General features: G+C 67.2%; 28 protein-coding genes. 7 read left to right on the top strand and 21 right to left on the bottom strand.

The window, feature by feature from the left end; all coding sequences use genetic code 11:
* Window positions 1-22 precede the first annotated feature (22 nt).
* The 3 genes from QMX96_RS08845 to QMX96_RS08835 form a co-directional block, all read right to left on the bottom strand.
* A complete protein-coding gene (locus QMX96_RS08845) occupies window positions 23-994 on the bottom strand; it encodes a L,D-transpeptidase family protein (protein ID WP_043863088.1) in 972 nt (323 codons plus the stop codon).
* Window positions 995-1,107: 113 nt separating this feature from the next.
* A complete protein-coding gene (locus QMX96_RS08840) occupies window positions 1,108-1,395 on the bottom strand; it encodes a hypothetical protein (protein ID WP_043863089.1) in 288 nt (95 codons plus the stop codon).
* Between the two features lie 56 nt (window positions 1,396-1,451).
* Window positions 1,452-2,057: an arylesterase gene (locus QMX96_RS08835; protein ID WP_043863090.1), complete on the bottom strand. Its 606-nt coding sequence runs from the start codon at window positions 2,055-2,057 to the stop codon at window positions 1,452-1,454.
* A 10-nt stretch (window positions 2,058-2,067) separates the two neighbouring features.
* On the opposite strand from QMX96_RS08835, the gene QMX96_RS08830 reads away from it, so the two are divergent.
* Genes QMX96_RS08830 through greB form a run of 3 tightly spaced genes read left to right on the top strand, consistent with a single transcriptional unit; the run spans window position 2,068 to window position 5,793 of the window.
* Complete coding sequence (locus QMX96_RS08830; RefSeq protein ID WP_278929196.1) at window positions 2,068-2,751, top strand: ABC transporter ATP-binding protein; 684 nt, start codon at window positions 2,068-2,070, stop codon at window positions 2,749-2,751.
* Window positions 2,752-5,259, top strand: coding sequence for an ABC transporter permease (locus QMX96_RS08825; protein ID WP_043863092.1), 2,508 nt, complete (start codon window positions 2,752-2,754; stop codon window positions 5,257-5,259). It abuts the gene before it with no gap.
* A 36-nt stretch (window positions 5,260-5,295) separates the two neighbouring features.
* Window positions 5,296-5,793 carry a transcription elongation factor GreB gene (gene greB / locus QMX96_RS08820; protein ID WP_043863093.1) on the top strand — a complete coding sequence of 166 codons (498 nt, stop codon included), beginning with the start codon at window positions 5,296-5,298 and terminating at the stop codon, window positions 5,791-5,793.
* A 4-nt stretch (window positions 5,794-5,797) separates the two neighbouring features.
* Here the strand turns inward: greB and QMX96_RS08815 are convergent, their stop codons facing one another.
* From QMX96_RS08815 to QMX96_RS08805, 3 genes are all read right to left on the bottom strand, one after another.
* Window positions 5,798-6,106: a hypothetical protein gene (locus QMX96_RS08815; protein ID WP_054915688.1), complete on the bottom strand. Its 309-nt coding sequence runs from the start codon at window positions 6,104-6,106 to the stop codon at window positions 5,798-5,800.
* A gap of 361 nt (window positions 6,107-6,467) precedes the next feature.
* Window positions 6,468-6,899 (bottom strand): DoxX family protein, encoded by a 432-nt coding sequence (locus QMX96_RS08810; RefSeq protein ID WP_043863095.1) that lies wholly within the window; start codon window positions 6,897-6,899, stop codon window positions 6,468-6,470.
* A 106-nt stretch (window positions 6,900-7,005) separates the two neighbouring features.
* Window positions 7,006-8,427: a transglycosylase SLT domain-containing protein gene (locus QMX96_RS08805; protein ID WP_043863096.1), complete on the bottom strand. Its 1,422-nt coding sequence runs from the start codon at window positions 8,425-8,427 to the stop codon at window positions 7,006-7,008.
* A 164-nt stretch (window positions 8,428-8,591) separates the two neighbouring features.
* Here QMX96_RS08805 and QMX96_RS08800 point away from each other — a divergent pair, with 164 nt between their 5' ends.
* The 3 genes from QMX96_RS08800 to QMX96_RS08790 all read left to right on the top strand — a co-directional run bounded on the left by QMX96_RS08800 (window position 8,592) and on the right by QMX96_RS08790 (window position 11,254).
* Window positions 8,592-9,398 carry a TatD family hydrolase gene (locus tag QMX96_RS08800; protein ID WP_054915687.1) on the top strand — a complete coding sequence of 269 codons (807 nt, stop codon included), beginning with the start codon at window positions 8,592-8,594 and terminating at the stop codon, window positions 9,396-9,398.
* 86 nt (window positions 9,399-9,484) lie between these two features.
* Window positions 9,485-10,963, top strand: coding sequence for a methyl-accepting chemotaxis protein (locus QMX96_RS08795; RefSeq protein WP_054915686.1), 1,479 nt, complete (start codon window positions 9,485-9,487; stop codon window positions 10,961-10,963).
* Between the two features lie 84 nt (window positions 10,964-11,047).
* Complete coding sequence (locus QMX96_RS08790) at window positions 11,048-11,254, top strand: hypothetical protein (protein WP_052504289.1); 207 nt, start codon at window positions 11,048-11,050, stop codon at window positions 11,252-11,254.
* Between the two features lies 1 nt (window position 11,255).
* Here the strand turns inward: QMX96_RS08790 and QMX96_RS08785 are convergent, their stop codons facing one another.
* From QMX96_RS08785 to QMX96_RS08775, 3 genes are all read right to left on the bottom strand, one after another.
* On the bottom strand, window positions 11,256-12,059 hold the full coding sequence (locus QMX96_RS08785; protein ID WP_253087370.1) for a thioesterase family protein: 804 nt from the start codon (window positions 12,057-12,059) through the stop codon (window positions 11,256-11,258).
* A gap of 84 nt (window positions 12,060-12,143) precedes the next feature.
* A complete protein-coding gene (locus QMX96_RS08780; RefSeq protein WP_043863100.1) occupies window positions 12,144-12,911 on the bottom strand; it encodes a CHAD domain-containing protein in 768 nt (255 codons plus the stop codon).
* A 14-nt stretch (window positions 12,912-12,925) separates the two neighbouring features.
* Window positions 12,926-13,204: a hypothetical protein gene (locus tag QMX96_RS08775; RefSeq protein WP_043863101.1), complete on the bottom strand. Its 279-nt coding sequence runs from the start codon at window positions 13,202-13,204 to the stop codon at window positions 12,926-12,928.
* A gap of 160 nt (window positions 13,205-13,364) precedes the next feature.
* On the opposite strand from QMX96_RS08775, the gene QMX96_RS08770 reads away from it, so the two are divergent.
* The gene (locus QMX96_RS08770) at window positions 13,365-14,384 is read left to right on the top strand and encodes a patatin-like phospholipase family protein (RefSeq protein WP_078480475.1); all 1,020 of its coding nucleotides are present in this window, start codon (window positions 13,365-13,367) and stop codon (window positions 14,382-14,384) included.
* A 16-nt stretch (window positions 14,385-14,400) separates the two neighbouring features.
* Here QMX96_RS08770 and QMX96_RS08765 read toward each other — a convergent pair whose 3' ends face one another.
* From QMX96_RS08765 to QMX96_RS08710, 12 genes are all read right to left on the bottom strand, one after another.
* Window positions 14,401-15,099 carry a response regulator gene (locus tag QMX96_RS08765; RefSeq protein WP_043863103.1) on the bottom strand — a complete coding sequence of 233 codons (699 nt, stop codon included), beginning with the start codon at window positions 15,097-15,099 and terminating at the stop codon, window positions 14,401-14,403.
* On the bottom strand, window positions 15,096-17,750 hold the full coding sequence (locus QMX96_RS08760) for a sensor histidine kinase KdpD (RefSeq protein ID WP_282361634.1): 2,655 nt from the start codon (window positions 17,748-17,750) through the stop codon (window positions 15,096-15,098). The genes QMX96_RS08765 and QMX96_RS08760 overlap by 4 nt, the downstream gene beginning before the upstream one ends.
* A gap of 15 nt (window positions 17,751-17,765) precedes the next feature.
* Window positions 17,766-18,326 carry a potassium-transporting ATPase subunit KdpC gene (gene kdpC, locus QMX96_RS08755; protein ID WP_054915735.1) on the bottom strand — a complete coding sequence of 187 codons (561 nt, stop codon included), beginning with the start codon at window positions 18,324-18,326 and terminating at the stop codon, window positions 17,766-17,768.
* 14 nt (window positions 18,327-18,340) lie between these two features.
* Window positions 18,341-20,392 carry a potassium-transporting ATPase subunit KdpB gene (gene kdpB, locus QMX96_RS08750; RefSeq protein WP_104572274.1) on the bottom strand — a complete coding sequence of 684 codons (2,052 nt, stop codon included), beginning with the start codon at window positions 20,390-20,392 and terminating at the stop codon, window positions 18,341-18,343.
* A 10-nt stretch (window positions 20,393-20,402) separates the two neighbouring features.
* On the bottom strand, window positions 20,403-22,097 hold the full coding sequence (kdpA, locus tag QMX96_RS08745; protein ID WP_078480473.1) for a potassium-transporting ATPase subunit KdpA: 1,695 nt from the start codon (window positions 22,095-22,097) through the stop codon (window positions 20,403-20,405).
* Between the two features lie 8 nt (window positions 22,098-22,105).
* Entirely contained in the window at window positions 22,106-22,195 is a 90-nt protein-coding gene (gene kdpF / locus QMX96_RS08740) for a K(+)-transporting ATPase subunit F (RefSeq protein WP_043863107.1), read from the bottom strand.
* 193 nt (window positions 22,196-22,388) lie between these two features.
* Window positions 22,389-23,441 (bottom strand): AI-2E family transporter, encoded by a 1,053-nt coding sequence (locus QMX96_RS08735; protein ID WP_043863108.1) that lies wholly within the window; start codon window positions 23,439-23,441, stop codon window positions 22,389-22,391.
* 11 nt (window positions 23,442-23,452) lie between these two features.
* A complete protein-coding gene (locus tag QMX96_RS08730) occupies window positions 23,453-24,262 on the bottom strand; it encodes a DUF4892 domain-containing protein (RefSeq protein ID WP_043863109.1) in 810 nt (269 codons plus the stop codon).
* Between the two features lie 115 nt (window positions 24,263-24,377).
* Window positions 24,378-25,229, bottom strand: a complete 852-nt coding sequence (locus QMX96_RS08725) for an alpha/beta hydrolase (protein ID WP_100634702.1) — start codon at window positions 25,227-25,229, stop codon at window positions 24,378-24,380.
* The gene (locus QMX96_RS08720) at window positions 25,226-26,020 is read right to left on the bottom strand and encodes an alpha/beta hydrolase (protein ID WP_054915681.1); all 795 of its coding nucleotides are present in this window, start codon (window positions 26,018-26,020) and stop codon (window positions 25,226-25,228) included. Before QMX96_RS08720 ends, QMX96_RS08725 begins: the two co-directional genes overlap by 4 nt.
* A gap of 92 nt (window positions 26,021-26,112) precedes the next feature.
* Window positions 26,113-26,460, bottom strand: a complete 348-nt coding sequence (locus QMX96_RS08715) for a hypothetical protein (protein ID WP_043863112.1) — start codon at window positions 26,458-26,460, stop codon at window positions 26,113-26,115.
* Between the two features lie 81 nt (window positions 26,461-26,541).
* A complete protein-coding gene (locus QMX96_RS08710) occupies window positions 26,542-26,985 on the bottom strand; it encodes a hotdog fold thioesterase (protein WP_043863113.1) in 444 nt (147 codons plus the stop codon).
* Between the last annotated feature and the right edge of the window lie 12 nt (window positions 26,986-26,997).

The raw sequence follows: 26,997 nt of genomic DNA, 5'->3' as shown, positions 1-26,997 counted from the left end.
GCCTCGTGCAAACACAAGCGGGTTACTGCATTTCGAGCGGAACGCTCGATACCATCGGCGCACTGGCGTCACCCGGCACCGCGATCTCTACCGGGATACCATCTTCGGCCGCCACCACGTCACGCACCATGTCCCAGTTCATGCGCAGGTTGTTGGCCAGGTCTTCGCGCTTGAGCAGGGCATTGATCACTGCCGTGTGCTTGTCGACCACCGACGGGTCGCCCTTGTCATCCAGCGGGGTATGCGCCTCGAGGTAGACCTTGCCACCACTGAGGCCGAACTTGTACGGCTCGTTGATGATGCGCACCGAAGTCCCCACCGGGGCCATGCTCGCCAGTTGCAGCACGTTGTTGTTGAGCATGCGGAAACAGCCATGGCTGGTACGCATGCCGATGCCGAACTTCTTGTTGGAACCGTGGATCAGGTAGCCCGGTACGCCCAGGGTGAACTTGAACGGGCCCAGCGGGTTGTCCGGGCCGGCCGGCACCACGTTGGGCAACGGATCACCGTCGGCGGCGTGCTCGGCCTTGATCGAGGCCGGTGGGGTCCAGGTCGGGTTCGGCGTCTTGGCCGTGACCTTGGTGTTGGCAATAGGCGAACCCCAGCCTTCGCGGCCGATGCCCAGCGGGAAGGTGTGCACCACGTTCTCGCCTTTGGGGTAGTAGTACAGGCGGTACTCGGCAAGGTTGATCACGATGCCTTCGCGCGGGCCCGGCGGCAGGATGAAACGGGTCGGCAGCACGATCTCGGTGCCGGCGCCTGGCAACCAGGGGTCCACGCCCGGGTTGGCTGCGACCATTTCCAGGTAGCCCAGGTCGTTGGCGGTACCGATGTCGGCGAAGGTGTCCTCATACTTGGCCTTGATCACCTGGACCTGGCCGATGACATCCTCGCCCGGCGGCGGCAGGGGGAACTCCAGAGCGGCAACAGGGCCCGCCGCCAGCAGGGCGGCCAGGGACAGGCAACGGGTGACGGCGGGAAAGCGCGGCAACATCCGGGAAATCCTTCGCTAATTCAGGTGGGTCAAGCGGGCAATTGTACACCGCCCCCTGCGGGATCGGGAGGCATCCGGGCACAGAACCCTTGCCAAACGTAAAAGATCCGACGTCAGGCCTGCAGCTCGGGCCATACCGGACGCGTGCCGCGCCGCTGCGCCTCGAGGATCGCCCGGCACAGGCGGCACAGGCGCTGGTCACGGTAGATGCTGCGCTCCACACCCGACCAGCGCGGTTGCGCCGGCAGCAGGGTGCCACACAGGGTACGGTCGACGGAGCCGCCCAGTTCGAGTTGGCGGGCGATCAGGTGGACGCGACTCTCCTGGCAGGCGAACAGGTCAAGCTGTTCGTCAGGCTCGATCAATTGATAGGCATACAGGGACCAGGCGGGACGCGGCATCGGGGGCTCCAAATCGGGGGCGCAACATTAGCCGAAAGCCGATCAGTATAAAAGCGTCAAAGCAGCGGTTTTATTGATGGCCAGGCATTTTCCAGCAACTGCGCCTGGGCGCCCTGCCCCGGATGGATGCCATCGGCCTGCATCAACTCGGGCACGCCACCTACCCCTTCGAGAAAGAACGGCACCAGCGGCACGTCCTTTTCCTTGCCAAGATCGGCATACACCTGTGCGAACGCATCGGTGTAGCGCTTGCCATAGTTGGGTGGCAGGCGCATGCCCAGCAGCAGCACCCTGGCACCGGCATCACGGGAGCGATCGATCATCGAGGCAAGATTTTGTTGCAATTGCGCCGGTGCCTGCCCGCGCAGCCCGTCATTGCCACCCAGCTCCACCACCACCAGGCTGGGCTTGTGCTCTGCAAGCAGCGCAGGCAGCCGCGCCTGGCCCCCGGCACTGGTGTCGCCACTGATCGAGGCATTGACCACCTTGTCATCGAAACCCTCGGCCTTGAGCCGCTGTTCGAGCAGGGCAACCCACCCCTGACGGGTATCCAGGCCAAAAGCGGCACTGATACTATCCCCAACGATCAACACCGTTCCTGCCGATGCGCCCTGGGCCATGCACAGCAAGGCCAGGCCTGCACTCAATAACCACACTCGCATTGGATTCTCCATGGGCCCCAGCATCTTGACTGCGCGCAACCTTAGCAAAGTGGTTTCCAGCGCGGAAGGCGACCTGACCATCCTGCACGAACTGAGCCTGGAATTGAAACAGGGCGACAGCCTGGCCATTGTCGGCGCCTCCGGCTCGGGCAAGTCCACCCTGCTCGGCCTGCTGGCCGGCCTCGACCTGCCCAGTGCAGGCTCGGTGACACTGGCCGGGCACGACCTGGGCCCGCTCGACGAAGACCAGCGCGCCCAGGTCCGCGCCGAGCATGTCGGCTTCGTGTTCCAGTCGTTCCAGCTGCTCGACAGCCTCAATGCCCTTGAGAACGTGATGCTGCCGCTGGAGCTGGACGGACGCCGCGATGCCCGCGAACACGCCCGCAGCCTGCTCGAACGGGTCGGCCTGGGCCAGCGCCTGAGCCATTCGCCACGCCAGTTGTCCGGCGGCGAGCAGCAGCGGGTTGCAATTGCCCGCGCCTTTGCCGCCGAGCCTGCGGTGCTGTTCGCCGACGAGCCCACCGGCAACCTCGACAGCCACACCGGTGAACGCATCAGCGACCTGCTGTTCGAACTGAACAAGGAACGCGGCACCACCCTCGTCCTGGTCACCCACGATGAACGCCTGGCGCACCGCTGCGGCCGGCTGATTCGCCTGGAAGCCGGCCACCTGGTCACCCCGCTGGAGCCCTAGATGGCACACCTGTCGTTTCTGCGCCTGCCGAGCCTGGCGTTGCGTCAACTGATGCGCGATGCACGCGCCGGCGAACTGCGCGTGCTGTTCTTCGCCCTGCTGGTGGCCGTGGCCGCCAGCACCGCCATCGGCTACTTCGGCGCCCGCCTGAACGGCGCCATGCTGCTGCGTGCCACCGAGTTCCTTGGCGCCGACCTGGTGTTGCAGGGCAGCGCCCCGGCCACCCCGGAACAGATCCGCAACGGCGAGCAGCTGGGCCTGGCCCATGCGAAAGTGGTCGAGTTCTCCAGCGTGATCGCCACCGACAACGGCATCCAGCTCTCCAGTGTCAAGGCTGCCGGCACGGGTTACCCGCTGCGCGGGGAGCTGCGCAGTGCCGCCGAGGCCTACGGGCCGGAGGTGGCCGGCGGTGGTCCGGCGCCGGGCGAAGCCTGGGTCGAGTCGCGCCTGCTGGCGGCGCTGAACCTCAAGATCGGTGACAGCGTCGACGTGGGCATGAAGACCCTGCGCCTGAGCCGCGTGCTGACCTATGAGCCGGACCGCGCCGGCAACTTCTACAGCCTCACCCCGCGGGTGCTGATGAACCTCGCCGACCTGGATGCCACCGGCGTGGTGCAGCCCGGCAGCCGGGTCACCTACCGCGACCTGTGGCGCGGCGAGCCCCAGGCCCTGGCAAGCTACACCCAGGCTACCAAGGCGGGGCTTGCCGCCCACCAGCAACTGCGCGACTCGCGTGACGGCAACCAGCAGATCGGCGGTGCACTGGGCAAGGCCGAACGCTACCTGAACATGGCCAGCCTGGTGGCGGTGCTGCTGGCCGGCGTGGCCGTGGCGCTGTCGGCCAGCCGTTTTGCCATGCGCCGCTTCGATGCCAGCGCCCTGCTGCGCTGCCTGGGCCTGTCCCGGCGCCAGGCGCTGAGCCTGTTCTGCCTGCAACTGGCGATTTTGGGTAGCGTGGCAGCCCTGGGGGGCGCACTGCTCGGCTGGCTGGCGCAACTGGGTCTGTTCGCCCTGCTGCAGGGCCTGCTGCCTTCGCAGGTGCCGCCAGGTGGCATCGCCCCGGCCCTGGCCGGGATCGCCACCGGGCTGGTGGCGCTGGCCGGCTTCGCCCTGCCGCCATTGGCAGCGCTGGGCCGGGTGCCGCCGCTGCGGGTACTGCGCCGCGACCTGCTGCCGGTGCCGGCAAGCAGCTGGCTGGTGTATGGCGCAGCACTGTTGGCCCTGGGCCTCATCATGTGGCGCCTGAGCCTGGACCTGCTGCTGACCTTCGCCCTGCTCGGCGGTGGTCTGGTGGCCGCGCTGGTGCTGGGCGGTCTGCTGCTGCTCGGCCTGCGCAGCCTGCGCCGGCTGCTGGCCGGCGCCCCGCTGGCCTGGCGCCTGGGCCTGGGGCAACTGCTCAAGCATCCGCTGGCGGCGGCAGGCCAGTCGCTGGCCTTCGGCATGATCCTGCTGGCCATGGCCCTGATCGCCCTGCTGCGCACCGAGCTGCTCGACACCTGGCAGAACCAGCTGCCCAAGGATGCTCCCAACTATTTCGTGCTCAACATCCTGCCGGACGACAAGGACACCTTCGCCCAGCGCCTGAACGAATTCTCGGTCCATGCCGCGCCGTTGTTCCCGGTGATTCCCGGGCGCCTGACGCTCATCAATGGCGAGCCGGTGCGCGAGATCGTCAGCAAGGAATCCACCGGTGACCGCGCCGTCCAGCGCGACCTGAGCCTGACCTGGGCCGCCGACCTGCCCCAGGGCAACACCTTGAGCGCCGGCCAGTGGTGGCAGGCACAGCCAACGGCCGATGCCTTGCCCGGCGTGTCGGTGGAGGCGCAACTGGCCGAGAGCCTCAAGCTCAAGCTGGGCGACACCCTGACCTTCAGCATCGGTGGCCTGGAGCGCCAGGTACAGGTCAGCAGCCTGCGCACGGTCAACTGGGACAGCTTCCAGCCCAACTTCTACATGATCTTCCAGCCCGGCACCCTGCAGGACCTGCCGACCACCTATCTCACCAGCTTCTACCTGGCCCCAGGCCACGACCAGCAGGTGGTGGCCCTGTCGCGAGCGTTCCCGGCAGCCACCATCCTGCAGGTCGATGCGCTGCTGGAGCAGTTGCGCAGCATCCTGGCCCAGGTGACCCTGGCGGTACAGTACGTGCTGCTGTTCGTGCTGGCGGCGGGCCTGGCCGTGTTGTTCGCCGGGCTGCAGGCCACCCTGGACGAGCGCATCCACCAGGGTGCGCTGCTGCGGGCACTGGGCGCCAGCCGCAGCCTGCTGGTCAAGGCCCGGCGCATCGAGTTCGGCCTGCTGGGCGCCGCCAGCGGCCTGCTCGCGGCGCTGGGCACCGAACTGATCAGCCTGCTGCTGTACCGCTACGCATTCGACCTGCACTGGAGCCCGCACCCGTGGCTGCTGCTGTTGCCGGTGATCGGTGCGTTGCTGGTGGGGGGTGCGGGGGTATTCGGCACGCGCCGGGCGCTCAATGCCAGCCCGCTGACAGTGCTTCGCGAGGGCTGATAGACTCGGCGGCTACCTACCCGAGCCTGGAAGCCCATGAGCCGATACCGCCCGCCCCGCACTGCCGGCACCGCACTGATCACCCCACAGGGCGAGGCGCGCATGCGCGCCGAGCTGCATGAACTGTGGCATGTGCGCAGGCCCCAGGTGACCCAGTCGGTCAGTGAGGCAGCAGCGCAAGGTGACCGTTCGGAAAACGCCGAGTACACCTACGGCAAGAAGATGCTGCGCGAAATCGACAGCCGCGTGCGCTTCCTGACCAAGCGCCTGGAAAACCTGAAAGTGGTGAGCGAGCGGCCCAGCGACCCGAACAAGGTGTACTTCGGGGCCTGGGTCACGGTCGAGAACGAAGACGGCGAACAATCGCGCTACCGCATCGTCGGGCCCGACGAGCTGGACTTGAAACTGGGCCTGATCAGCATCGATTCGCCCCTGGCCCGCGCCCTGATCGGCAAGGCACTGGACGCTGAAGTGCGGGTGCAGACACCGACTGGCGAACAGACGGTGTACATCGTCGAGATCGAGTACCCCTGAGCGATCAGGCGCGGGTGATCAAGCCCTGGCGGGCGACGCGGGTCAGGTGGTGGATCACTTCGGCGGCATCGGCCCTCGAGGGCGCCTGCACCACGGCCAGGTCGAAACGGTCGTTGCCGAACCGGGCGAGGGTTTCGCAGGAGTCGGCGAACTGGATCAGGAACGCCGTGGCGCGGCCTTTGGGGCGGGGCCAGCCATCGAGGTAGCGCAGCAGGGTCGGCTGGTGTTTGCCGCTCAGCAGAATGCGCGGCGTGCGAGCCGCCTGGCTGGTAGGGAGAGGGGTGAGGCAAACGCTGGTACGTGGGCAACTCATGGTGTACTTCTCTGTGCCTCGCAGATCCCGCTGGGCTGCGGTGCGAGGCGTCACCGAACCAGCGCTTTAGCGGTATTCGGACGACCTGCTGGTGGTCTTCCTGCGCCCCGCAAGTAGCTGTTTAAATCGGCGCAAGCCAGCATCCTAGAGAAGCGCCGGCCCGGCTGTCAACAATGCCATCGTCTGATAAACGACCCGGACGCCGGAAAAACAAGCGAGTTTCTCGCATTCGACGGCGACGCCGGTTCCTGCACCTGTCGGTGCCCTTGAAGGCGCCTGCGTTGCCGCAGAAGCAAGCAGCCGGGTCGGGCACAAAAAAGGGCCTGCAATGCAGGCCCTTTTTGTGCCACAACGCCAAGGCTCACTTGGCGATCATGCGGTCCACCGACGCCCTGCCCGCCCCTTCCACCAGTACCGCAATCGCGCCACCCAGCAGCGCCAGGGCGAACTCATAGCCGTTGTTGGCCATGAACAGACCGTTGCCGATGTGCACCGAGAAAATCGCCACCAGCAGCAACCCCACCAGCGCCAGGGCCGCCGGGCGTGCCAGCAGGCCGATGACCAGTGCCAGCCCGCCGAAGAACTCGGCCCCACCGGACAGCGCCGCCATCAGTGTCGGCGGGGTCAGCCCCAGGCTTTCCATGTACTGCGCGGTGCCTGCCAGCCCGCCGCCACCAAACAGGCCGAACAGCTTCTGCGAGCCATGGGCCATGAAGATGATGCCGATGAAGATGCGCAATACGGTAATGCCCCAGCCGGCACGGGTGAACAATACGGAGTTGATGGCGTTCATGCTGTCTTCCTTAAGCGATGCAGGTGTGTGGTAGAGGTCGCCATCTTAATCATATTTTCAAATGTTAAAATCGCGATTATCTGCACATACAAATCGTAATTTTCGATTACTTGCGTGAGGCCACTTTTCGTCCCCGGGCTTCCAGCGCGTCGCGTTCGCGGTCGAATGCCAGAAAGTACTTGTTGACGCTATTAACATAGCTGACCGGCCCCATTCCCACCTGCTCGAGCGCCACACGCTCTACCTGAAAGAACCACTGGTTGGGGTTCAGGCCGCGTCGCCGCGCCTCGGCCCGCATGGCCTGAACCCGCTCCGGTCCCAGGTTGTAGCCGGCCAGCACGAACGCCATGCGCTCGCGTTCGTTGAGCTGGTTGCTGGAAAAGAACTTGCGCCGGATCAGTGCCAGGTAGCGCGCGCTGGCCTGTACATTGCCATCGACATTGGCGATATCGCTGATCCCCACCCGCTGCGCCGCACCGGGGGTGATCTGCATCAGCCCATGGGCGCCACCTGCGCCCCTGGCCGCCGGGTCGAGGGCCGACTCCTTGAACGCCAGTGCCGCCAGGTTCAGCCAGTCCAGGTTCTGGGCCTGGGCGTGACGCTGCAGCACCGGCCGCAGTTTTTCCAGGCGCTGGCGGTTGGCCTGGGCCAGCGGGTAATGCACCTTGTACAGGCGCCGGTAGATACGCTCGAACGCCACATCCTGATCGGCCGGGGCGTGATACCCCTTGAGGAAGCGATCGACACTGGCGTGCAGCATCGCCGCGTCGCGGCGCACGTACCAATGCATCGCCTCGGGCTGGGCCAGCTGCACCTTGCGCTGCACCAGCAGCTTGGGCATCACCTGCGCCCAGCGCCGGGCAATCGGCTGTTCGACCACGGTCAGGTGGAAGATGCCGGCCTGCACCATTTCCAGCACATCCTCCACCGCAAGGCTGGGGTCCGCCCATTCCACCTTGAGCGGCGCCAGCTTGCGCAGGGCCAGGCGCTGGTTGATTTCGTGGAGGGTATCGCCTGCCGCACTCGAACTGGTCAGGGTCACGGTGCGGCCGGCAAGCTGCTCGACGCGCTGGTAGGTCCGTTCGCCCTTGCGCCCCACCAGCACCAGCGGCACATTTTCCAGCACCGGGTCGCTGGCCATCACCCCGCGGGTGGAACTCAAATCGATCAGCTCCCCGGGCGCCACCAGATCGCCCTCGCCACGCTGCAATGCGCCGATCAACTGGTCCTTGGCCTTGGGGATGATCTTCAGGCGGATCTGCTGACCGTCACGGGCACGCCCGTTGAGGTAGTGCTCGAAGGCGATCAGCCGATGGTATTCGATGCCCACCGGCTGGCCCTTGACCTCGCCGGAGCTGTTGCGGCTCTGGTTGACCAGCACGCGCAACACCCGGCTTTCACGGATCTGCGCCAGGTCGCGCACCTTGGCCGCAGGCACCGCCTGCTGCGGGCCAGGCAGGCGTGCGTGGGCCGGGCCGGCGCACAGCAGGCCCACACACAGCAAAAAAAGCCAAAGTGATCGCGTCATCCGGTCTCCGGCAATGGGCCGCGATTGAGTATTTGACGCCATAATGAGCGGTCGGTCCGTGACAATTGACCGCAAAAGACCGCGACAACTTCTTGAAGTTCTTGGCGTTATTGGTATTTTTCGGCGCTGCCAAGCGCTTTTGCCGCACAACCTGAGGTAGCACCATGCAACTCATCGACATCGGCGTCAATCTGACCAACCCAAGTTTCGACGGCAAGCACGAGGCCATCTTGCAGCGTGCCGAGGCCGCCGGGGTGCATCAGATGCTGGTGACCGGTACCAGCCTGGCCGGCAGCGAAGCCGCGCTACACCTGTGCGAGCAACTCGACCCGCAGGCCCGGCGCCTGTTCAGCACGGCCGGTGTACACCCCCACGATGCCAGCAGCTGGAACAGCGACACCGCGCGCCATCTGCGCGCGCTGCTCGAACAGCCACGGGTGCACGCGGTGGGTGAATGCGGGCTGGACTTCAACCGCGACTTCTCCCCGCGCCCGCAACAGGAAAAGGCCCTGGAAGAACAACTGGCGCTGGCGGTGCAGCTGCAGATGCCGGTGTTTCTGCACGAACGTGATGCCAACGAACGCCTGTTGCAGATTCTCAAGGACTACCGCGACCACCTGCCCGCCGCCGTGGTGCACTGCTTTACCGGCGAGCGCAGCGCCCTGTTCAGCTACCTGGACCTGGACCTGCACATCGGCATCACCGGCTGGATCTGCGACGAACGTCGCGGTACCCACCTGCACCCGCTGGTTGCCAGCATCCCCACTGGCCGCCTGATGCTGGAGAGCGACGCCCCCTACCTGCTGCCCCGGACCCTGCGCCCCAAACCCAAAAGCGGTCGCAACGAACCGGCCTACCTGCCCGAAGTGCTGCGCGAAGTGGCCCTGCACCGGGGCGAGACACCCGAGCAGGTGGCTGCGCACACCAGCGACTGCGCCCGGCGCTTCTTCGGGCTCCCCGACATAGTTTGACGCATATCAAGATTTGTCTTTGAATTGGCTGGCACACTGATGGCACCTTGCCAAATTGTTTCCGCTCAATCAGAGAAGACCTATCCATGGGTGCCTGGCTCAGCAATATCTCACTGAAGTACAAGTTCTGGGCGGTGAACGCAGTCGCCTTCGTCACAACCCTGTTCGTGGTGCTGTATGCGGTGCACCTGGAAACCCGCGCCAGGGCCGAGACGGCCCAGGCCCGGGTGCAATCCGAAGCCCGCCTGCTGGCCGCCTGGCCCGCCGGCCAGGCCTTGCCGCAGAACGCCACCTGGGTCAGCTTCACACCCGGGCAGGCGCCCACCTTCGATGGCCAGGCGTTGCCGGCCCTGGCCACTGCCCAGGGCTGGGTCGAGCTGAACGGCATGCCGCTGCTGGGCAGCGACCCGCTGATCGGCGCGCAGGTCATCCAGCGCGATGGCCAGCAGATCGCGGTACTGGCCCAGGCCCCGAGCATGGCGCAGGTGTTCACCGACCGCTTCGTCAACTATGCGGTGTGCGTACTGATCCTGATGCTGGCCATGCTGTGCGCCTCGCAGTTGCTGATCCGCTTCCTGCTCAGCCAGCTCAACATCCTCAAGGACGTGATGCTGCACGTCGAGAAGACCGGTGACCTGTCGGCACGGGTGCCGCTGTCCTGCGGCGACGAGATCGGCCAGATGGCCAGCGCCTTCAACGCCATGCAGACCACCTACCACCGCGTGGTCAACACCGTGGCGCGAACTGCCGCGCAGCTGGATGCCGGCGCCGCGCGCCTGGCCGCCAGCATGAACGAGGTGCGCCACGGCATGCTCGGCCAGCAGAGCGAAACCGACCAGGCCGCCACCGCCATCAACGAAATGACCGCCACCGTCTACCACATCGCCCAGCATGCCGGCGCCACACGCGACCTGTCGCAAAGCGCCGACACCCTGGCCGGCAGCGGCAAGGACGTGGTCAGCCGCGTGCAGTCGTCGATCTCGGGGCTCTCCACCGGCGTGCAGCAGACGGCCGAGATGATTCGTCAACTGGCCGAGGACAGCCAGAAGATCAACAGCGTGGTCGGGGTGATTCACAGCATCGCCGAACAGACCAACCTGCTGGCCCTCAACGCGGCGATCGAGGCGGCCCGTGCCGGCGACCTGGGCCGCGGTTTCGCGGTGGTGGCGGACGAGGTACGCAACCTGGCCAAGCGCGTGCAGAGCTCCACCGATGAAATCACCACCATGGTCTCTGCCCTGCAGGCCGGCACCCGCGATGCGGTGGAGTTCATGACCGAGAGCTCGTTCAAGGCCGACGACTGCGTCAAGCAGGCCCAGGAAGCCGGCGAGGCCCTGGCGGAGATCACCGGCGCGGTGGCGCAGATGCGCGAGAGCAATACCCAGATCGCCGTGGCGGCCGAACAGCAGAGCCAGGTGGCCGAAGAGATGAACCGCGCAGTGGTGAGCATCCGCGACGTGACCGAAGAGACCGTGCAGCAGACCGTCGACTCGGCCACCACCAGCAGCGAACTGGCCACCCTGGCCGGCGAGCTGAACAAGGCCATCGGTCAACTCAAGCTATAAACGCGATAGCCGCGCGCAATTGGCCCCCTGGCGGGGGCCAAACTACGCTTGGGTTATCCGTTTTGCACCTTGAGGAGAACCGTGATGAACAAGCACCTGTTTCACCTGCCCCACTGGCATCACGCCCCTCGTACCCCCACCAACATCGCGCTGCAGCTGATTGCGCTGCCGCTGCTGGCCATCGGCGCGCTGCTGGTATTGAGCGGCGCGCTCGACGCCGACCTGGGCACCCTGGCCGTCGGCGTCATCGGCCTGCTGGCCGGTGTGGCGGTGGAGCGCCAGCGCCAGTGATTCAGGCGAACACGGTCACCGTCTGGCGGCTGATGGCAAGCAAATCACCGGCTCCGTTCCACAAGGCGGCCGCCACATGGCCGTAGCCGTCACGCGCATAGTCGATCTGGGCGCAGTACTGGCACCAGTCCAGGGTGGTCAGGCTGGCCACCGGCTGCACGAACTCGATGGTCCAGGTCAGGGTGCTGCCGGCAGCGGGCGTGCTCAGGTGCGGCATCAACGCCGGTGGCCAGGCATCGACCAGCGCCAGCAGGTGGGCTTCGGTCACCGGCTCCTCGACCACATCCTCACCGCGCAGGCGCACCCAGCCGCCCATTTCGCGTGACCGGCTACCGCTGAACGGCAAGCCGCCAATGCCCCAACGCATGGCCAGGTGGCGAATGAACTCGGGGGTCACGCCCTTGATGAAGGGCAACTCGGGGCTGGACTCGGCAAGGCTTTTCATCGGCACCGGCGCCAGCCCTGACACCTGCACCACCGAATCGCGCCCGGCACCGAAACTGCCCTGCACGAGGGTCACCACCTGGCCATTCTGTACCGCGCGCCCCAGCAGCGAGCTGACCGCCTTGCCGTCACGCAACAGCTCCACCTCGAAACTGATCGGCACCCCAGGCTCGGCCGGCCCTACGAAGGTGATGGCCAGCGAGCGCACCGGACGGTCCGGGGCGACCTTGGCGTGCATGGCCTCGTACACCAGCGCCGCCATCAGCCCGCCAAAACAGGCACGCCCCTGGGCCCATTCGGCCGGGATGGTCACCGCCTGGGGCTGCAGGCGCACGGCGGTGAGCAGTTGGGAAAAATTCATCGGGACCTCGACCAGTGGGCAAATGTGGCGATGTTAACCAGCCGCCGCGCCGCGCACAGGCCGCATTTGCGCCAAACACGCGACTTATCGACGTTGGATTTCGCTCAGCAGCGTCTCCAGCGTGCGGTCGGCACGTTGCTCGGCCGCCGCCTGTTGCGCCTGCCAGTGCGCCACGCAGGGCGCCAGGCCAGGCTGCTGCTCGGCCTGCAACAGCCACTGCAACAGGTCGTGCCAGTCGCCCAGATCGCCCTGGGCGCGCTTGAGCCCGCGGCGCAGGGCCGGGCGCAGGCGTTCGAGCTGTGGATAGGCCTCGGCGCCATAGCGCACCCGCTTGATCAGCAGGCGCAGGCGGTGGCGGTCGTGCGCCGGGTCGTTCATGGCAGCCTGCAGGTTGCGCCACTGCTTGTGCAGGCGCTTGCCCACCCGCGCCTCCAGGCGGCGTACCAGGCCCTGGCGCTGGGCCGCACGCAGGAACATCGGGAAGGCATCGATGATCGCCAGCAGCCGCGCAAGCTCGGCGCTGGCCGCCACCCGGGCAAAGGTGCGGGCGGGGTCGCCAAGCTGCTGGCGGGCCACCTCGGGCAGCCCGCGTTCGAGCAACTGCGCGGCCAGCACCTCGCGATCGCGCAGCGGCGTGGTCAGGCGCCCCAGCTCGGCGGCAGCATCCTCCAGCTTGTCCACCCCCGGCAGCCCGCGCAGGGGCCGCAGCAGGCTGCGCAGGCGACGCACGCTGGTACGCAGGTCATGCAGCGCCTCACTGTCGGTATTGGCCGCCAGGCGCGCCTGGCAGGCCAGCAGGCGCACGTGCAGGGTCAGCACCTGGGCGATCACATGGTCGAGCATTGCCGACATGGCCTGGTCCTCCCTCAGCGCCCGGCGCGCGATTCACGGATGTAGAAGCGTGCCTTCTCGGCCTTGTTGCTGCAGCCTTCGAAGGCTTCGAACTGCTGCTGGGTCTTGGCGCCGGTCAGCAGCGACAGGGCCTTGGAATAGCTGACCGTGCCGGCGAAGCCCTCGGCCTTGGCCAGGTCCAGCTCCTTCCAGGCCGAATCCAGCTGATTGGCGCAGCTATCCCGGTACGCCGTCTTGCCGGCGCAGCCGCTCAGTACCAGGGCAATCAGGGGCAGGCAGATCCAGGCTTTCATCGGTGTTACCTCAAAAGGAAAATGTTCGGGGTGGCACTTCGACGGCACGCACGCTGAAAAGTGCCCTGCTCAGCGTAGCCCAGCGCTTGTCACGATTGAAGCACAGCCCTGAATGGGTGCATTGTTAGGCCCACGAGCAGAACAGCCGCAAGGAACGACCATGAGCAAACGCGTAGCACTGGTGCTGGGGTCGGGGGGCGCCCGAGGGTATGCACACATCGGCGTGATCGAGGAGCTGGAGCGGCGCGGCTACGACATCGCCTGCATTGCCGGCTGTTCGATGGGCGCGGTGATCGGCGGCATCTACGCCGCCGGCAAGCTCGACGACTACCGACGCTGGATCGAGAGCCTGGATTACCTGGATGTGCTGCGCCTGGTGGACGTGAGTTTCAGGCTGGGCGCGATTCGCGGCGAGAAGGTGTTCGGGCAGATCCGCAAGATCGTCGGCGAGGTCAACATCGAGAACCTGCGCATCCCCTACACCGCAGTGGCGGCCGACCTCACCAACCAGCAGGAGATCTGGTTCCAGGAAGGCTGCCTGCACCAGGCCATGCGCGCCTCGGCGGCGATCCCCAGCCTGTTCACCCCGGTGGTGCAGGGCAACCGCATGCTGGTCGATGGCGGCATCCTCAACCCGTTGCCGATCATCCCGGTGGTGTCCAGCCACTGCGACCTGATCGTGGCGGTGAACCTCAACTCCACCAACCAGAAGCATTACCAGTTGCCGGTGATCGAGCGGCCGGCGGCGTTCAAGTTGCGCTTCGACAACCTGATCAACTCGCTGGGCTCGCACCTGCCGTTCCGGCGCAAGGCCGCCGAAGGGCTGATCCGCATCGAGCAGGCGGCGCCCAACCCGTGGCTCAGCGATGCGGCCGAGCCCGAGGCGCAGCAGCCCTCGGCGGCGCCCGAGACTGACGGCGCGCCGAAATCGGCGGCCGGCTCGTTCATTGTCGACAACGTGGGCCCGGCTTCGCTGCTGGACCTGATCAACCAGAGCTTCGAGGTGATGCAGACGTCGCTGGCGCAGTACAAGATCGCCGGCTACCCGCCGGATGTACTGATCAACGTGCCCAAGCGGGTGTGCCGGTTCTTCGAGTTCTACAAGGCGCCGGAGCTGATCGCGCTGGGACGCGAGATTGCACGCGATACGCTGGACAACTATGAGGCCGAGAGGCGCTAGGCCGGCGAAGAGGCCCTCAAGCCTGCTCCGGCCCGATCAACCGATACCCCACCCCCGGCTCGGTCACGATGAACCGCGGCGCCGTCGGGTCGTCCCCCAGTTTCTGCCGCACATGCGCCACCACGATGCGCAGGTAGTGGCTGTCCTCCACATGGGTGGGGCCCCAGATATCCTTGAGCAACTGCTGCTGGGTGATCACCCGCCCCGGGTGACGCGCCAGTTGCGCCAGCAACGCATACTCCTTGCGGGTCAGCGCCACCTCCTCGCCCGCCAGGGTCACGCGCCGGTAGGCAAGGTCCACGGTCAACGGGCCGAAGCGCGGCGCCGACTCTTCGGCCACCGCCTGGGGCACCTGGCGCAGCAACGCGCGCACCCGCGCCAGAAACTCCTGGATGCCGAACGGCTTGGTCACGTAGTCATTGGCCCCGCCGTCCAGCGCCTCGACCTTCTGCACTTCGCTGGCCCGCACCGACAACACCAGCACCGGCACCTGGCTCCATTCGCGCAGTTCGCGCAGCACCTGCTGCCCGTCCATGTCGGGCAACCCCAGATCGAGCACCACCAGCTCCGGCCGACCCAGCGCCGCCTGGCTCAGGCCCTCGGCACCGGTGCCCGCCTCCAGCACCTTGTAGCCCTGCGAGCCAAGGCTGATGCGCAGGAACTTGCGGATCTGCGGTTCGTCGTCGATGACCAGCACGGTCGCGGTCTGGCTCATGGGGTCTCGCTGTCCAGTTCAGGTTGGGCCGGAAGCGGCAAGCATAGTGTGATGCAGGTGCCACGGCCATCGATGCCGTCCTCTACGCGGATCTGCCCGCCATGGGCGCCGATCATTCCCTGGCAGATCGCCAGCCCCAGCCCCGTGCCCTGCCCGCCCCGGTCCCCGCGCGCAGCGGTGTAGAACATGTCGAAGATGCGCGCCCGGTCCTGCGGCGCAATCCCCGGGCCCTCGTCGGCGACGGCCAGGCACAGCTGCTCGCCTTCCACACTCACCCGCAGTTCGAGGCGCCCGTGGGCCGGCGAGAAGCGCGCCGCGTTCTCCAGCACATTGATCAGGGCCTGCTCGATCAGTGCGGCATGCACGAACAGCAGCGGCAGCTCTGCCGGCACCTCGGTGCGCAACTGCAACGGGGCCAGCACCACGCGCAGGCGGCTCAGGGCGCTGCCGACGATGTCGGTCGGCGCCACCCAGTCGCGCGCGAGCTTGAGCCCGCCATGCCCCAGGCGGGTCATGTCGAGCAGGTTCTGGATGTAACGGTCCAGGCGCTCGGCCTCGTCGCGGGTGCCTTCGAGCAGCTCGCGACGGTCGTGCTGACTGATTGCCTCACCCAGTGCCAGCAGGCTGTCGATGCTGCCGCGCATGGCAGTCAACGGGGTGCGCAGGTCGTGGGACACCGAGGCCAGCAAGGCACTGCGCAACTGTTCGGTTTCGCCGTGCAGGCGCGCCGCCTCCAGCTGATCGGCCAGCCGCGCCCGGGCCAGGGCCTGGGCCAATGGCTGGCTGAGGGCCTTGAGCAGGCGCCGGCGCTGGGCCGTCAGCACCTGGCCCTCGCGCGGGCGTACCCCCAGCAGGGCCAGCGGGCCTTCCTCCACCGACAGCGGCCACCACCACCAGCGCCCGTTGGGCAAGGTGTCGCTGCCAAGGCCGGCGGCCTGGTCATGCTGCCAGGCCCATTCGGCGGCCGCCCGCTCGGTGTCGTTGAACTGCAGGGCACCGCCGCTGGCCACCTGCAGGCGACCTTCGGCATCGCGTTCGAGCAGGCACATCTGCACGTCCGTCCAGCCCTCCAGGTGGTGGCTGGCGGCATTGAACACCGCCTGGCGGTCGGTGGCTGCGGTCAGCCGGCGGGTCAGGTCCAGCAATTGGCCGGTCTGCTCCTGGGTTTCGCGCAGCGCCTGCAACTGACGCCGCTGGCGCGCCGCCAGGTTGCCGGTCAGGGCGGCCATCAGCAGAAAGAACACCAGGGTCAGCACGTCCTCCTCGCGCTGGATGCTCAGCGAGAAATTCGGCGGTATGAACAGAAAATCGTAGGCCAGAAACGACAGCGCGGCGCACACCAGCGCCGGGCCCAAGCTGCTGCGCACCGCCACCAGCAGCACTGCTGCCAGAAACACCAGCGAGATGTTGGGCAGCGCCAGCACCCCGGCCACGCCCCAGGCCAGCGCACTGGCCAGCACGGTGGCAAGCAGCGCCAGCAGGTAGTGGCGCCAGGCCCAGGCTCGCGCCACCGGCGCGCTGACCGGTTCTGGCTGTGCGTCGCGGTCGAGCACGTTGATTTCCAGCCCGTGGGCCTCGCGCAACAGGCGCGCCGCCACACCGGCACCGAACCAGCGCCGACGCAGCCGATCACGCGACTGGCCCACCAGCACCAGGCTCGCACGCCGCTCCAGCGCATGCTGGATCAAGGTGTTGGCCACCTCGCCGGCGCGCAGCACCACCACTTCGCCGCCCAGCCGCTCGGCCAGCTGCTGGGCGGCCTGCAGGCGCTGGCGTGCGGTTTCGTCGCGCAGGCGGCCGTTGTCCACGTGCACCAGGCTCCAGGGCAGGTGGCGGCGCTGTGCCACGCGGCTGGCATGACGTACCAGGCGCTCGGCCTGGGCATCGCCATCCACCCCCACCAGCAGGCGCCCACGCAGCGCCGGCGCATCCTGGCCCAGGCTGCGGTAGCCGTGGGCGAGGTCCGCATCGACCTGGGCGGCGGCGGTCTGCATCGCCAGCTCGCGCAGGGCCGTCAGGTTGGTCTGGGTGAAGAACGCATCGATCGCCGCCCGCGCCTGCTCCGGCACGTACACCTTGCCGTCGCGCAGGCGTTCTAGCAGCTCGCGCGGCGGCAGGTCGATCAGCACCAGTTCGAAGGCTTCCTGCAGCACCCAGTCGGGTAGCGTTTCGCGCACCTGCACGCCGGTGATGCCGCGCACATGGTCATTGAGGCTTTCCAGGTGCTGCACGTTGACCGTGGTGTACACGTCGATACCGGCCGACAGCAGCTCCTGCACGTCCTGCCAACGCTTGGCGTGGCGGCTGCCGGGTGCGTTGCTGTGGGCCAGCTCGTCCACCAGCGCCAGTTGCGGGGCGGCCTTGAGCAGGCCGTCCAGGTCCATTTCCTCCAACTGCACGCCCCGGTACTCGGAGCGCACCAGCGGCTGTTGCGGCAAGCCGCCCAGCAGCGCCTCGGTTTCGCTGCGCCCATGGGTTTCGACGATGCCCGCCAGCACCCTCACCCCCTGGCGCAACTGCGCATGGGCGGCCTGCAGCATGGCGTAGGTCTTGCCTACGCCGGGCGCTGCGCCCAGGAACACCTTGAGCCGGCCGCGCCCCTCGCGCGGCAACTCGGCCAACAACGCATCGGCGCGTTCAGAATCACTCATGGTCGACACACGTCCTTATTTCGAAGCAGGTGCGAGCTGGTCGAGGGCCGCATTCAGGGCCAGGATATTGACCACCGGCGGCCCCACCAGTGGGTGCAGGGTGGACTGCTCCACCAGGGCTTGCAAGGTGGGCAGCGGCAATTGCCGCGCCGCTGCCACCCGCGCCAGCTGATAGGCCACGGCTGCTGGCGGCAGGTGCGGGTCCAGGCCGCTGCCGGAGGTGGTCAGCAGCGCCAGCGGCACCGGGCCTTGTGCCGGCACATACAGCGCCTGGGCCTGCTCGCCCACGCGTTTGGCCAACGCCGGGTTGCTCGGCGCCAGGTTGCTGGCACCGCTGGACACCGTGGCATAGTCGGCCGCCGAGGGCCGCGGCTGAAACCAGCCCGCGCCACTGAACGGCTGGGCCAGCAGGCGCGAGCCGCGCACCTGGCCACTGTCGTCGCGCAGCAGGCTGCCGTTGGCCTGCTCGGGGAACGCCACCTGGGCGACCCCGGTGACCACCAGCGGGTACACCGCGCCGGTGATCAGGGTCATCAGCACAATCAGGCTCAGGGCCGGGCGTACTAGCGTCGTCATGTTCATCTCCCAGTTCACACAAGGTGCAGCGCATTGAGCGCCAGATCGATCAGCTTGATCCCCACGAACGGCACCAGCAGCCCGCCCAGACCGTAGATCAGCAGGTTGCGCCGCAGCAGGTGGGCAGCGCTGGCGGCCTGCACCCGTACCCCGCGCAGCGCCAGCGGGATCAGCACCACGATGATCAGCGCGTTGAACACGATCGCCGAGACGATGGCGCTCTGCGGGCTGGCCAGTTGCATCAGGTTGAGCACGCCCAGCTGCGGGTAGATCGCAGCGAACAGCGCCGGCAGGATGGCGAAGTACTTGGCGACGTCGTTGGCAATGGAAAAGGTGGTGAGCGCGCCACGGGTCACCAGCAGCTCCTTGCCCACCTGTACCACATCCAGCAACTTCGTCGGGTCGCTGTCCAGGTCGACCATGTTGGCCGCCTCGCGGGCCGCCTGGGTGCCGTCATTCATGGCCATGCCGACATCCGCCTGGGCCAGCGCCGGGGCGTCGTTGGCGCCGTCGCCGCACATGGCTACCAGGCGCCCGTCGTTCTGTTCCTGGCGAATGCGTGCCAGCTTCTTCTCCGGCGTGGCCTCGGCCAGCACGTCGTCGACCCCGGCCTCGGCGGCAATCGCCGCGGCGGTCAGCGGGTTGTCGCCGGTCACCATCACGGTGCGAATGCCCAGTTTGCGCAGCTCGGCGAAGCGCTCGCGAATGCCGGGCTTGACCACGTCCTTGAGGTGGATAACGCCCAGCAGGCGCTTGTCCACGCACACCAGCAACGGTGTACCGCCACTCTGGGCAATGCGGTCGACTTCACGGGCCAGGGCGGCCGGCAGGTCCAGGCGCTGCATGCCGACGAACGCCAGTACCGAATCCACCGCGCCCTTGCGGTAGCGCTGGGCGCCGAAGTCGACGCCCGACAGGCGGGTTTCGGCGCTGAAGGCCACCGGCACCAGGTGTGCAGCGTCGGGTGGGGTGAAGTCATGCAACTGGCGCAGGTAGTCGACGATCGACTTGCCTTCGGCGGTGTCGTCGGCCAGCGAGGCCAGCAAGGCGCCCTCGCCCAGCTCGCGGGCAGTGATGCCGGGGGCGGCGTGCACCGCACTGCAACGGCGGTTGCCGAAGGTGATGGTGCCGGTCTTGTCCAGCAGCAGCACGTGCACATCGCCGGCCGCTTCCACTGCACGCCCCGAACGGGCAATCACGTTGAGCCGCACCAGTCGGTCCATGCCGGCGATGCCGATGGCCGACAGCAGGCCGCCGATGGTGGTGGGGATCAGGGTCACCAGCAAGGCCACCAGAAACACCATCGGGATGCTGCCACCGGCAAAGTGCGCGAAGGGCTGCAGCGTGACCACTACCACCAGGAAGATCAGCGTCAGGCCGATCAGCAGGATGTCCAGGGCCACCTCGTTGGGCGTCTTCTGGCGTTTGGCGCCCTCGACCAGGGCGATCATGCGGTCCAGGGTCGACTCGCCCGGGTTGCTGGTGATCTGCACCAGCAGCCAGTCGGACACCAGCCGGGTGTTGCCGGTGACCGCAGAGCGGTCGCCGCCAGACTCTCGGATCACCGGTGCGGACTCGCCGGTGATTGCCGCCTCGTTGACCGCGGCGATCCCTTCGATCACCTCGCCGTCACCGGGGATCATCTCCCCGGCATCCACACGCACCACATCGCCTTTGCGCAGGTCACTGGCCGGCACCACCTCGAACTCGCCCGAGGCCATGCGCCGCCGCGCGCTCAGGCCCTGGCTGCCGGCCTTGAGGCTGTCGGCGCGGGCCTTGCCACGGCCTTCGGCCAGGGCCTCGGCGAAGTTGGCGAACAGCACGGTGAACCACAGCCACACGGCGATCTGCACCGATACGCCGGTGGGTACGTCGCTGGGCAGCAGGCACAACAGGGTGGTGAAGATAGCGGTCAGTTCCACCACCAGCATCACCGGGGCGCGCTTGAGCTGGCGCGGGTCGAGCTTGACGAATGCCTGCACCAGGGCCGGACGCCAGAGCGCGGCGAAGGTGGTGCGGGCAGTGGCGGACGGGGCCGCCTTCACTTCGGAAACAGGCAGGTTCATGGTCGGCTCCTCACAAGCCCAGGCTCAGGTATTCAGCAACCGGGCCCAGGGCCAGGGCCGGCAGGAAGGTCAGGCCACCGATCAGCAGGATGGTCACCAGCAACAGCGTGACGAACAGCGGGCCATGGGTCGGGAAGCTGTTCTGGCCCACCGGCGCGCTCTTCTTCAGCGCCAGGCTGCCGGCCAGGGCCAGCACCGGCAGGATGTAGCCGAAGCGCCCGATCAACATGCCCAGGCCGATCATCAGGTTGTGGAAGGTGGTGTTGGCGCCCAGCCCGGCAAACGCCGAGCCGTTATTGGCACTGGCCGAGGTGTAGGCGTACAGCAACTGGCTGAAGCCGTGCGGGCCCGGGTTGCTGACCGCGGCGGCAGGCCCCGGCAGGCTGGTGGCCAGCGCGCCGAGCACCAACACGCCCACCGGCATCACCAGCAGTGTGGCGACCAGTAGTTGCACCTCGCGGGCCTGCAGCTTCTTGCCCAGGTATTCAGGGGTACGACCGATCATCAACCCGGCCAGGAACACCGCGATCAGCACGTTGAGCAGCATGCCGTAGAGCCCGGCGCCGACGCCGCCGAAAATCACCTCGCCGACCATCATGTTGACCAGCGCGACCATGCCGCTGAGCGGGTTGAGGCTGTCGTGCATGTTGTTCACCGAGCCGTTGGAGGCCGCGGTGGTGGTCACGCTCCAGAGCACGCTGGCGGTGGTGCCGAAGCGGCTCTCCTTGCCTTCCAGCGGCGCGGTCTGCTCCACCAGCGGGCTGTTCAGGGTGGGGTTGGGCTGGTACTCCGACCACAGCGCGGTGGCGCCGCCGATCACGAACAGCGCAAGCATGCAGGCGATGATCGCGCGGCTCTGGCGCAGGTCCTTGACGTAGTGGCCGAAGGTGAACACCAGGGCCACCGGAATCAGGATGATCGAGGCCACCTCGAACAGGTTGCTCCAGGCGCTGGGGTTCTCGAACGGGTGCGCCGAGTTCACCCCGAAAAAGCCGCCGCCGTTGGTGCCCAGCTGCTTGATCGCGATCTGGCTGGCAGCCGGGCCCAGCGGGATCACCTGGTCGGCGCCCTGCAGGGTCAGTGCATGCACATAATCGGTGAAGGTCTGCGGCACACCCTGCCATACCAGCAGCAGCGCCAGCAGCAGGCACAGCGGCAGCAGCCCGTAGAGGGTGGCGCGGGTCATGTCGACCCAGAAGTTGCCCAGGGTGCTGGCCGAGCGTCGAGCAATGCCACGACACAGCGCGACCAGCACGGCAAGGCCGGTGGCGGCGCTGACGAAGTTCTGCACGGTGAGGCCGAGCATCTGGCTCAGGTAGCTGAGCGAGGCTTCGCCGCTGTAGGACTGCCAGTTGGTGTTGGTCATGAAGCTGACGGCGGTGTTGAACGCCAGCGACCACTCCTGGCCGGGCAGGTGCTGCGGGTTCAGCGGCAGGTGCCCTTGCAGTAGCAATACGGCAAACAGCAGCCCGAAGCCTGCAAGGTTGAAGGCAAGCAGCGCCAGGGCGTACGTCTTCCAGCTCTGCTCGGTGGCAGGGTCGACCCCGGCCAGCCGGTAGCAGCCCCGCTCCACCGGCCCCAGCAGCGGGCTCAGCCAGGTGCGCTGGCCTTCCATCACCTTGTAGTAGAAGCGGCCCAGCCAGGGCGCCGGCAGCAGCACCAGGGCGAAAAAGCCCAGCAGCAATGCGTAATCGTAACTGTGCATGGCTGCTCCTAACCGCGATCGGCGCGCAGCAGCGCGGCCATCAGGTACACAAACAACGCCACTGCCAGCAGCAGTGACACCCCGTCCAGAATGCTCATGAAGAATCTCCGTCCCGCGGCACGGTGCCGCTGACGGTGATTGTCGGGAGGGGGGGCGTAAAGGGGCGAGAGGGCTAGCGAGGGTTGGGTATAAAGAATGCGTAAAGAGAGCGAATCGGCATGGCTGGGACGCCCCGTTGGCCGGCAGGGCCGGCGCCTGGCAAGGGCGGCCCGGCCAGCCAGGCCGGTGCGATCAGGCCCGCGGCGGGTGCTGCGGCTCGCTGCGGGTCCAGTCCAGCAGCAGGCTGTAGGCCACTGCCAGCAGCGTGGGGCCGATGAACAGGCCGATGAAGCCGAACGCCAGCAACCCGCCAAACACCCCCAGCAGCACGATCACCAGCGGCAGGTTGCCGCCCCGGCTGATCAGGTAGGGCTTGAGCACGTTGTCCACGCCACTGATGATGAACGTGCCCCAGATCCCCAGGAACACCGCCATGCCGTACTGGCCCTGCCACGCCAGCCATGCGGTGGCCGGCACCCAGGCCAGCGGCGGCCCCATGGGGATCAGGCTGAGCAGGAAGGTCACCAGGCCCAGCACCAGCGCGCCCGGCACCCCGGCGATGAGGAAGCCGATCAGCGCCAGCAGGGCTTGCGCCGCTGCGGTGCCGATCACGCCGTTGACCACCCGTTGCACGGTGCCAGCCACCAGGTCCAGGTAGTATTCGGCGCGCTCGCCGATCAGGCGGTTCAGCAGGCGCAGCACGAAGGCCGACAGCCGCGGCCCGTCACGGTAGAAGAAGAACACGAACACCAGGCTCAGGGTCAGTTCGAGAATCCCGCCGCCGATCTGCGCACTGCGGGCCAGCAACCAGTTGCCCACCTGCCCCAGGTGTGGCTTGATCGCCGCCAGCATGGCCGCGCCCTGCTGGTCGAGGGTGTCCCAGAAGCCGACCAGGCGCTCCCCCACGAAGGGTATGCCGCCCAGCCAGGCAGGCGCATCGGGCAGGCCGTCGACCTGCACGTCGCGCACGAACGCGGTGGCATCACGAATATGGTCGGCCAGGTTGAAGCCCAGCCACACCAGCGGCAATGCCACCAGCAGCATCCATACGCCCGTCAGTACGCTCGCCGCGAGGGTTTCGCGCCCGCCGAGCACGCGCGTGAGCAGGCGCATCAGCGGCCAGCTGGCATAGGCCAGGATCGCCCCCCACAGCAGCGCGGAAATGAACGGGGCCATGACCCACAGACCGGCCCCCAGCAGGCCGATAAGGATGATCTGCACCAGCAGGCGATCGTTGTTGAGCATAGCGGCCCCGGTCAGCGGATCAGTTCGACATGCAGCCCGGCAGCCGGCTGCGTACCCACTTCAAGCCGTGCTGCGCGCACCCCGGCCTTGACCAGTTGCTCGCGCCAGGCCTCGGCCTGGGCGCCGGTCAGGGTCACACGCAAGGTACTGTTCAGGTTGAGGCTGCGCGACAGCAGGTTGACCCAGGCCGGCTGCGGTTCGCCCTTGAGGTCGGCATAGTCGAGCTTGCCGGTGCTCAGCAGTTCGCGCTGCACGGTGGCCGGCGTGGGCAACACCTCGCCCAGCGGTGCGTTGGCCACAAACTCCTCGACATGCAGGTACGCGCGCCGATTGCCCTTGGTGATGCTGTACAGCGCAACCAGGGTGTCGCTGGAGGCGCCGGAGCGGCGCAACAGAATGAACGCCTGCTGATTGTCGGCACCGGTCAGGTTGAATCGCCCGGCCAGCTGCGCCGACCACAGGCTGCTTTCACCGCAGTCCTGCCCCTGGCACCAGAACAGCGGATAGCCACCTGCGGTCTGCAAGGCTTCGCGAGCGGCGGTAAAGGCTTCGTTGGCACTGCGCTCGGCCGGCAGCTGGTAGGTGGCATAGCTGACCTTGCCGCGGCCCTCGACCTTGCCCTCCATGCGTACCACATTGCTGATCTTGCGCAGCGAACCGAGGGGGTACACCCGCTCCTGTTCCTGCTCCAGTTCCTGCGCACTGGTCTGGCCCACTACCTTGGCATCCACCGGAATCGGCAGTTGATCGGCCATCAATGGCGTGCTGGCAAGCACGGCCAGGCCGGCAAGGCCTGTTCGAATCAGACGCGAAATACTCATTGGCGGGCCATGGCGCTAAGGGCCTCGATGGCGAAAAAAGGTGCAACGGTGTCGCGCTTGGTCATGGTTGTCTCCCTGTTCAACCCGCCAAGCCTCGACAGTTGCCCGCCGCAAGTCAAGAAATGGCAAAGAAGCGATTGAAACAGTCTGCAACAAGGCTGGCGCCCGACTCGTCGTTCAGGTGCAGGTGGTGCCCGCCCGGCAGCTGTTCCAGCTTGAAGGGTAGCTGCTCGAGCAGGGGGGTGTTGCGCGCCAGCATGCCGTCGGCGGCCACCACCAGTTGGGTCGGACAGGCGATGCGGCGCACGAAGGTCAGCGCCTGTTCTTCGCTCATGCGCAGCGGCGACGGCAGGGTCAGGCGGCTGTCGCTGCGCCAGGTGTAGCCACCCGGCACCGGCATCAGGCCGCGCTGGGCCAGCAGCTCGGCGGCCTCGCGGGTGACCGCGACCATGCCCTGCATGCGCGCCTGCACCGCCAGCTCCAGGGTCGGGTAGACGGTCTTGCCCTTGCCGCCCTGGCGCAACTGCGCCTGCAAGGCCATGCCCATGCGCTCGGCCGTGTCCTGGGGGCCGGCGCCGGGCGGGATCACCCCGTCGATCAGCGCCAGGCGGGTGACCCGCTCGGGCAAGGCACCGGCCAGGATCACCGAGATGATCGCCCCCAGCGAGTGCCCGAGCAGGGCAAACCGTTGCCAGCCCAGTTGCTCGGCTACCCGCAGCACGTCGTGGGCGTAGTCCCACAGCGCGTAGCCGGCGCCCACCGGCCGATGGTCTGAATAGCCATGCCCGGCCAGGTCCAGCGCCACGATGCGCAGCCCATGCAGCCGGGGCGCCAGGCGCGCGAAGGTGTTGGCGTTGTCGAGCCAGCCATGCAGGGCGATAACCGGGATGCCCTGCTGCGGGCCGAACAGGTGAGCCGCCAGTTCGATGTGCCCCAGGTTCAGGCGCACTTCCTCCACGCCACTCATTGCACCGCTTCCTGCCAGCGATCGAACAGGCCCTTGATCAGGCTCGCGGTGTCATGCGGGCGCTCCAGCGGAAACATGTGCCCACCCGGCAGGCTGTGGAACTCGCCCCTGGGCATGCTGCGCACGGCATACGCGTGGTGGCGGCGTACCACGCGGCTCTGGCTGCCACGCACCATCGCCAGCGGCAGCGTCAGCTGGCGGGCCGGGCCGGGGCTTACGTGGGGCAGGCTGCGATAGATGCTGATCTCGGTGGCCGGGTCGAAGCGCAGGCGCAACTGCTCGCCCTCGTCCTGCAGGCCATGTTCCAGATAAGCCTCGAAGCAGTCGGGGTCGAACTGTCGAAACAGCGCCTTGCCGGTGAAGTAGGCCCGGGCGCTCTCGCGGTCGGCGAACGCCTCGCGGCGTCCCAGGGTGCGGCCGGCCGGGGTGATGCGGTCAATGAAGCCAAAGCGCTTGGCCAGCTGGATCAGCCACTCGTCGGCTCGGGTCAGCACCGGCGAATCGAGCATCACCACCCCACGGTAGTACTGCGGGCAGCGCATCGCCGCGTGCAGGTGCAGCACCCCGCCCAGCGAGTGCCCTACCCCCCACACCGGCTCGGGCTGCTGCTCTAGGTGATGGATCAGTTCATCGACCAGGTTCTGCCAGTTGTCGTTGACCGGAAAGCGCGGGTCGTGCGCGTGCTGCGGCAGGTGGGTGACGTGATAATCGGGGGCCAGCGCAGCGAACAGCTTGCCGTAGGTGGCCGAGGGGAAGCCGTTGGCATGGGCGAAGAAGATCTGCTGCGTCATGGTCGCCTGTCCGCGAAGGGGAATCGGGCCATTTTCCCCGCCGCGGCAACACCCGGCAACATCCGTACAGGCCAGGGAGCACGACGATCAGGTCAATTCGCGTCGAAGCTGGCGATCGAACGGCGCAGGCAGGCCTGCAGGTACAGCAACTGGTACTCGAGCGCATCACGTGCCTTGCGCTTGTGCTCGCGGCTCAGTTCGGCCCGGCGCAGTGCCAGGCAAGTGGCCTGCAACTGATGCCCCATCAGGCGGCCCGTCTCGCGCAATTGCCTGAGCTCACGCAGCCCCTCCAGGCGTCGCATCAACTCGTCGAGCTTGGCCTCGGCACTGTCCTTGAGCACGTTGTACTCGGCAAAATCCAGCGCCTGGGCACGCTCGACCTGGCGCACGATGTCGTAGAAGTAGGCCGAGCCTGCCATTTCCGGATCCGGTGTGTTCATCGCCAAACTCCTGTTCGCGCCCCCGATGGGTCCTGGGGGCACGCTAGCAAGGCAGGGCATGGGCAACAACTGGTAGAAATATCAGGTCGCCGGTGGGTTGTCGCCCAGCGCGATGACGGCGATGGTCAGGCGCGAGATGCAGTTGAGCTTGCCGTCTTCGGTGCTCAGGCGGATGTCCCACACATGGGTGCTTCGGCCAATGTGCACGGGCCGGGCAGTGGCCGTGACGCGCCCGCTGCGCACACCGCGCAGGTGGTTGGCGTTGATCTCCAGGCCCACGCAATAGAAGCGCGTGGTGTCGATGCACAGGTAGCTGGCCATGGAGCCGACGCTCTCGGCCAGCACCACCGAGGCGCCGCCGTGCAGCAGGCCGAACGGCTGGTGGGTGCGCTGGTCGACGACCATGCTGGCGCTCAGGGAGTCGTCGGTGAAGCCTTCGAAGCGAATATCCAGCACTTCGCCGATGGTGCCTTTCTGGCGGGCGTTGAGCTGGTCGATATCGGGTTGGGTTTTCCAGAGGCTCATGCAGCATTCCTT

This window comes from Pseudomonas sp. PS01300 (assembly GCF_029960155.1).
GTDB lineage: Bacteria > Pseudomonadota > Gammaproteobacteria > Pseudomonadales > Pseudomonadaceae > Aquipseudomonas > Aquipseudomonas palmensis.
The sequence above is the reverse complement of the archived record's forward strand: the minus strand, read 5'-3'. Positions and strand labels throughout refer to the sequence as shown.

Bases quoted from the DNA above. Each gene is read 5' to 3' on its own strand.
- QMX96_RS08845 (WP_043863088.1), bottom strand. From the start codon at position 994: ATGTTGCCGCGCTTTCCCGCCGTCACCCGTTGCCTGTCCCTGGCCGCC.
- QMX96_RS08840 (WP_043863089.1), bottom strand. From the start codon at position 1,395: ATGCCGCGTCCCGCCTGGTCCCTGTATGCCTATCAATTGATCGAGCCT.
- QMX96_RS08835 (WP_043863090.1), bottom strand. From the start codon at position 2,057: ATGCGAGTGTGGTTATTGAGTGCAGGCCTGGCCTTGCTGTGCATGGCC.
- QMX96_RS08830 (WP_278929196.1), top strand. From the start codon at position 2,068: ATGGGCCCCAGCATCTTGACTGCGCGCAACCTTAGCAAAGTGGTTTCC.
- QMX96_RS08825 (WP_043863092.1), top strand. From the start codon at position 2,752: ATGGCACACCTGTCGTTTCTGCGCCTGCCGAGCCTGGCGTTGCGTCAA.
- greB (WP_043863093.1), top strand. From the start codon at position 5,296: ATGAGCCGATACCGCCCGCCCCGCACTGCCGGCACCGCACTGATCACC.
- QMX96_RS08815 (WP_054915688.1), bottom strand. From the start codon at position 6,106: ATGAGTTGCCCACGTACCAGCGTTTGCCTCACCCCTCTCCCTACCAGC.
- QMX96_RS08810 (WP_043863095.1), bottom strand. From the start codon at position 6,899: ATGAACGCCATCAACTCCGTATTGTTCACCCGTGCCGGCTGGGGCATT.
- QMX96_RS08805 (WP_043863096.1), bottom strand. From the start codon at position 8,427: ATGACGCGATCACTTTGGCTTTTTTTGCTGTGTGTGGGCCTGCTGTGC.
- QMX96_RS08800 (WP_054915687.1), top strand. From the start codon at position 8,592: ATGCAACTCATCGACATCGGCGTCAATCTGACCAACCCAAGTTTCGAC.
- QMX96_RS08795 (WP_054915686.1), top strand. From the start codon at position 9,485: ATGGGTGCCTGGCTCAGCAATATCTCACTGAAGTACAAGTTCTGGGCG.
- QMX96_RS08790 (WP_052504289.1), top strand. From the start codon at position 11,048: ATGAACAAGCACCTGTTTCACCTGCCCCACTGGCATCACGCCCCTCGT.
- QMX96_RS08785 (WP_253087370.1), bottom strand. From the start codon at position 12,059: ATGAATTTTTCCCAACTGCTCACCGCCGTGCGCCTGCAGCCCCAGGCG.
- QMX96_RS08780 (WP_043863100.1), bottom strand. From the start codon at position 12,911: ATGTCGGCAATGCTCGACCATGTGATCGCCCAGGTGCTGACCCTGCAC.
- QMX96_RS08775 (WP_043863101.1), bottom strand. From the start codon at position 13,204: ATGAAAGCCTGGATCTGCCTGCCCCTGATTGCCCTGGTACTGAGCGGC.
- QMX96_RS08770 (WP_078480475.1), top strand. From the start codon at position 13,365: ATGAGCAAACGCGTAGCACTGGTGCTGGGGTCGGGGGGCGCCCGAGGG.
- QMX96_RS08765 (WP_043863103.1), bottom strand. From the start codon at position 15,099: ATGAGCCAGACCGCGACCGTGCTGGTCATCGACGACGAACCGCAGATC.
- QMX96_RS08760 (WP_282361634.1), bottom strand. From the start codon at position 17,750: ATGAGTGATTCTGAACGCGCCGATGCGTTGTTGGCCGAGTTGCCGCGC.
- kdpC (WP_054915735.1), bottom strand. From the start codon at position 18,326: ATGACGACGCTAGTACGCCCGGCCCTGAGCCTGATTGTGCTGATGACC.
- kdpB (WP_104572274.1), bottom strand. From the start codon at position 20,392: ATGAACCTGCCTGTTTCCGAAGTGAAGGCGGCCCCGTCCGCCACTGCC.
- kdpA (WP_078480473.1), bottom strand. From the start codon at position 22,097: ATGCACAGTTACGATTACGCATTGCTGCTGGGCTTTTTCGCCCTGGTG.
- kdpF (WP_043863107.1), bottom strand. From the start codon at position 22,195: ATGAGCATTCTGGACGGGGTGTCACTGCTGCTGGCAGTGGCGTTGTTT.
- QMX96_RS08735 (WP_043863108.1), bottom strand. From the start codon at position 23,441: ATGCTCAACAACGATCGCCTGCTGGTGCAGATCATCCTTATCGGCCTG.
- QMX96_RS08730 (WP_043863109.1), bottom strand. From the start codon at position 24,262: ATGAGTATTTCGCGTCTGATTCGAACAGGCCTTGCCGGCCTGGCCGTG.
- QMX96_RS08725 (WP_100634702.1), bottom strand. From the start codon at position 25,229: ATGAGTGGCGTGGAGGAAGTGCGCCTGAACCTGGGGCACATCGAACTG.
- QMX96_RS08720 (WP_054915681.1), bottom strand. From the start codon at position 26,020: ATGACGCAGCAGATCTTCTTCGCCCATGCCAACGGCTTCCCCTCGGCC.
- QMX96_RS08715 (WP_043863112.1), bottom strand. From the start codon at position 26,460: ATGAACACACCGGATCCGGAAATGGCAGGCTCGGCCTACTTCTACGAC.
- QMX96_RS08710 (WP_043863113.1), bottom strand. From the start codon at position 26,985: ATGAGCCTCTGGAAAACCCAACCCGATATCGACCAGCTCAACGCCCGC.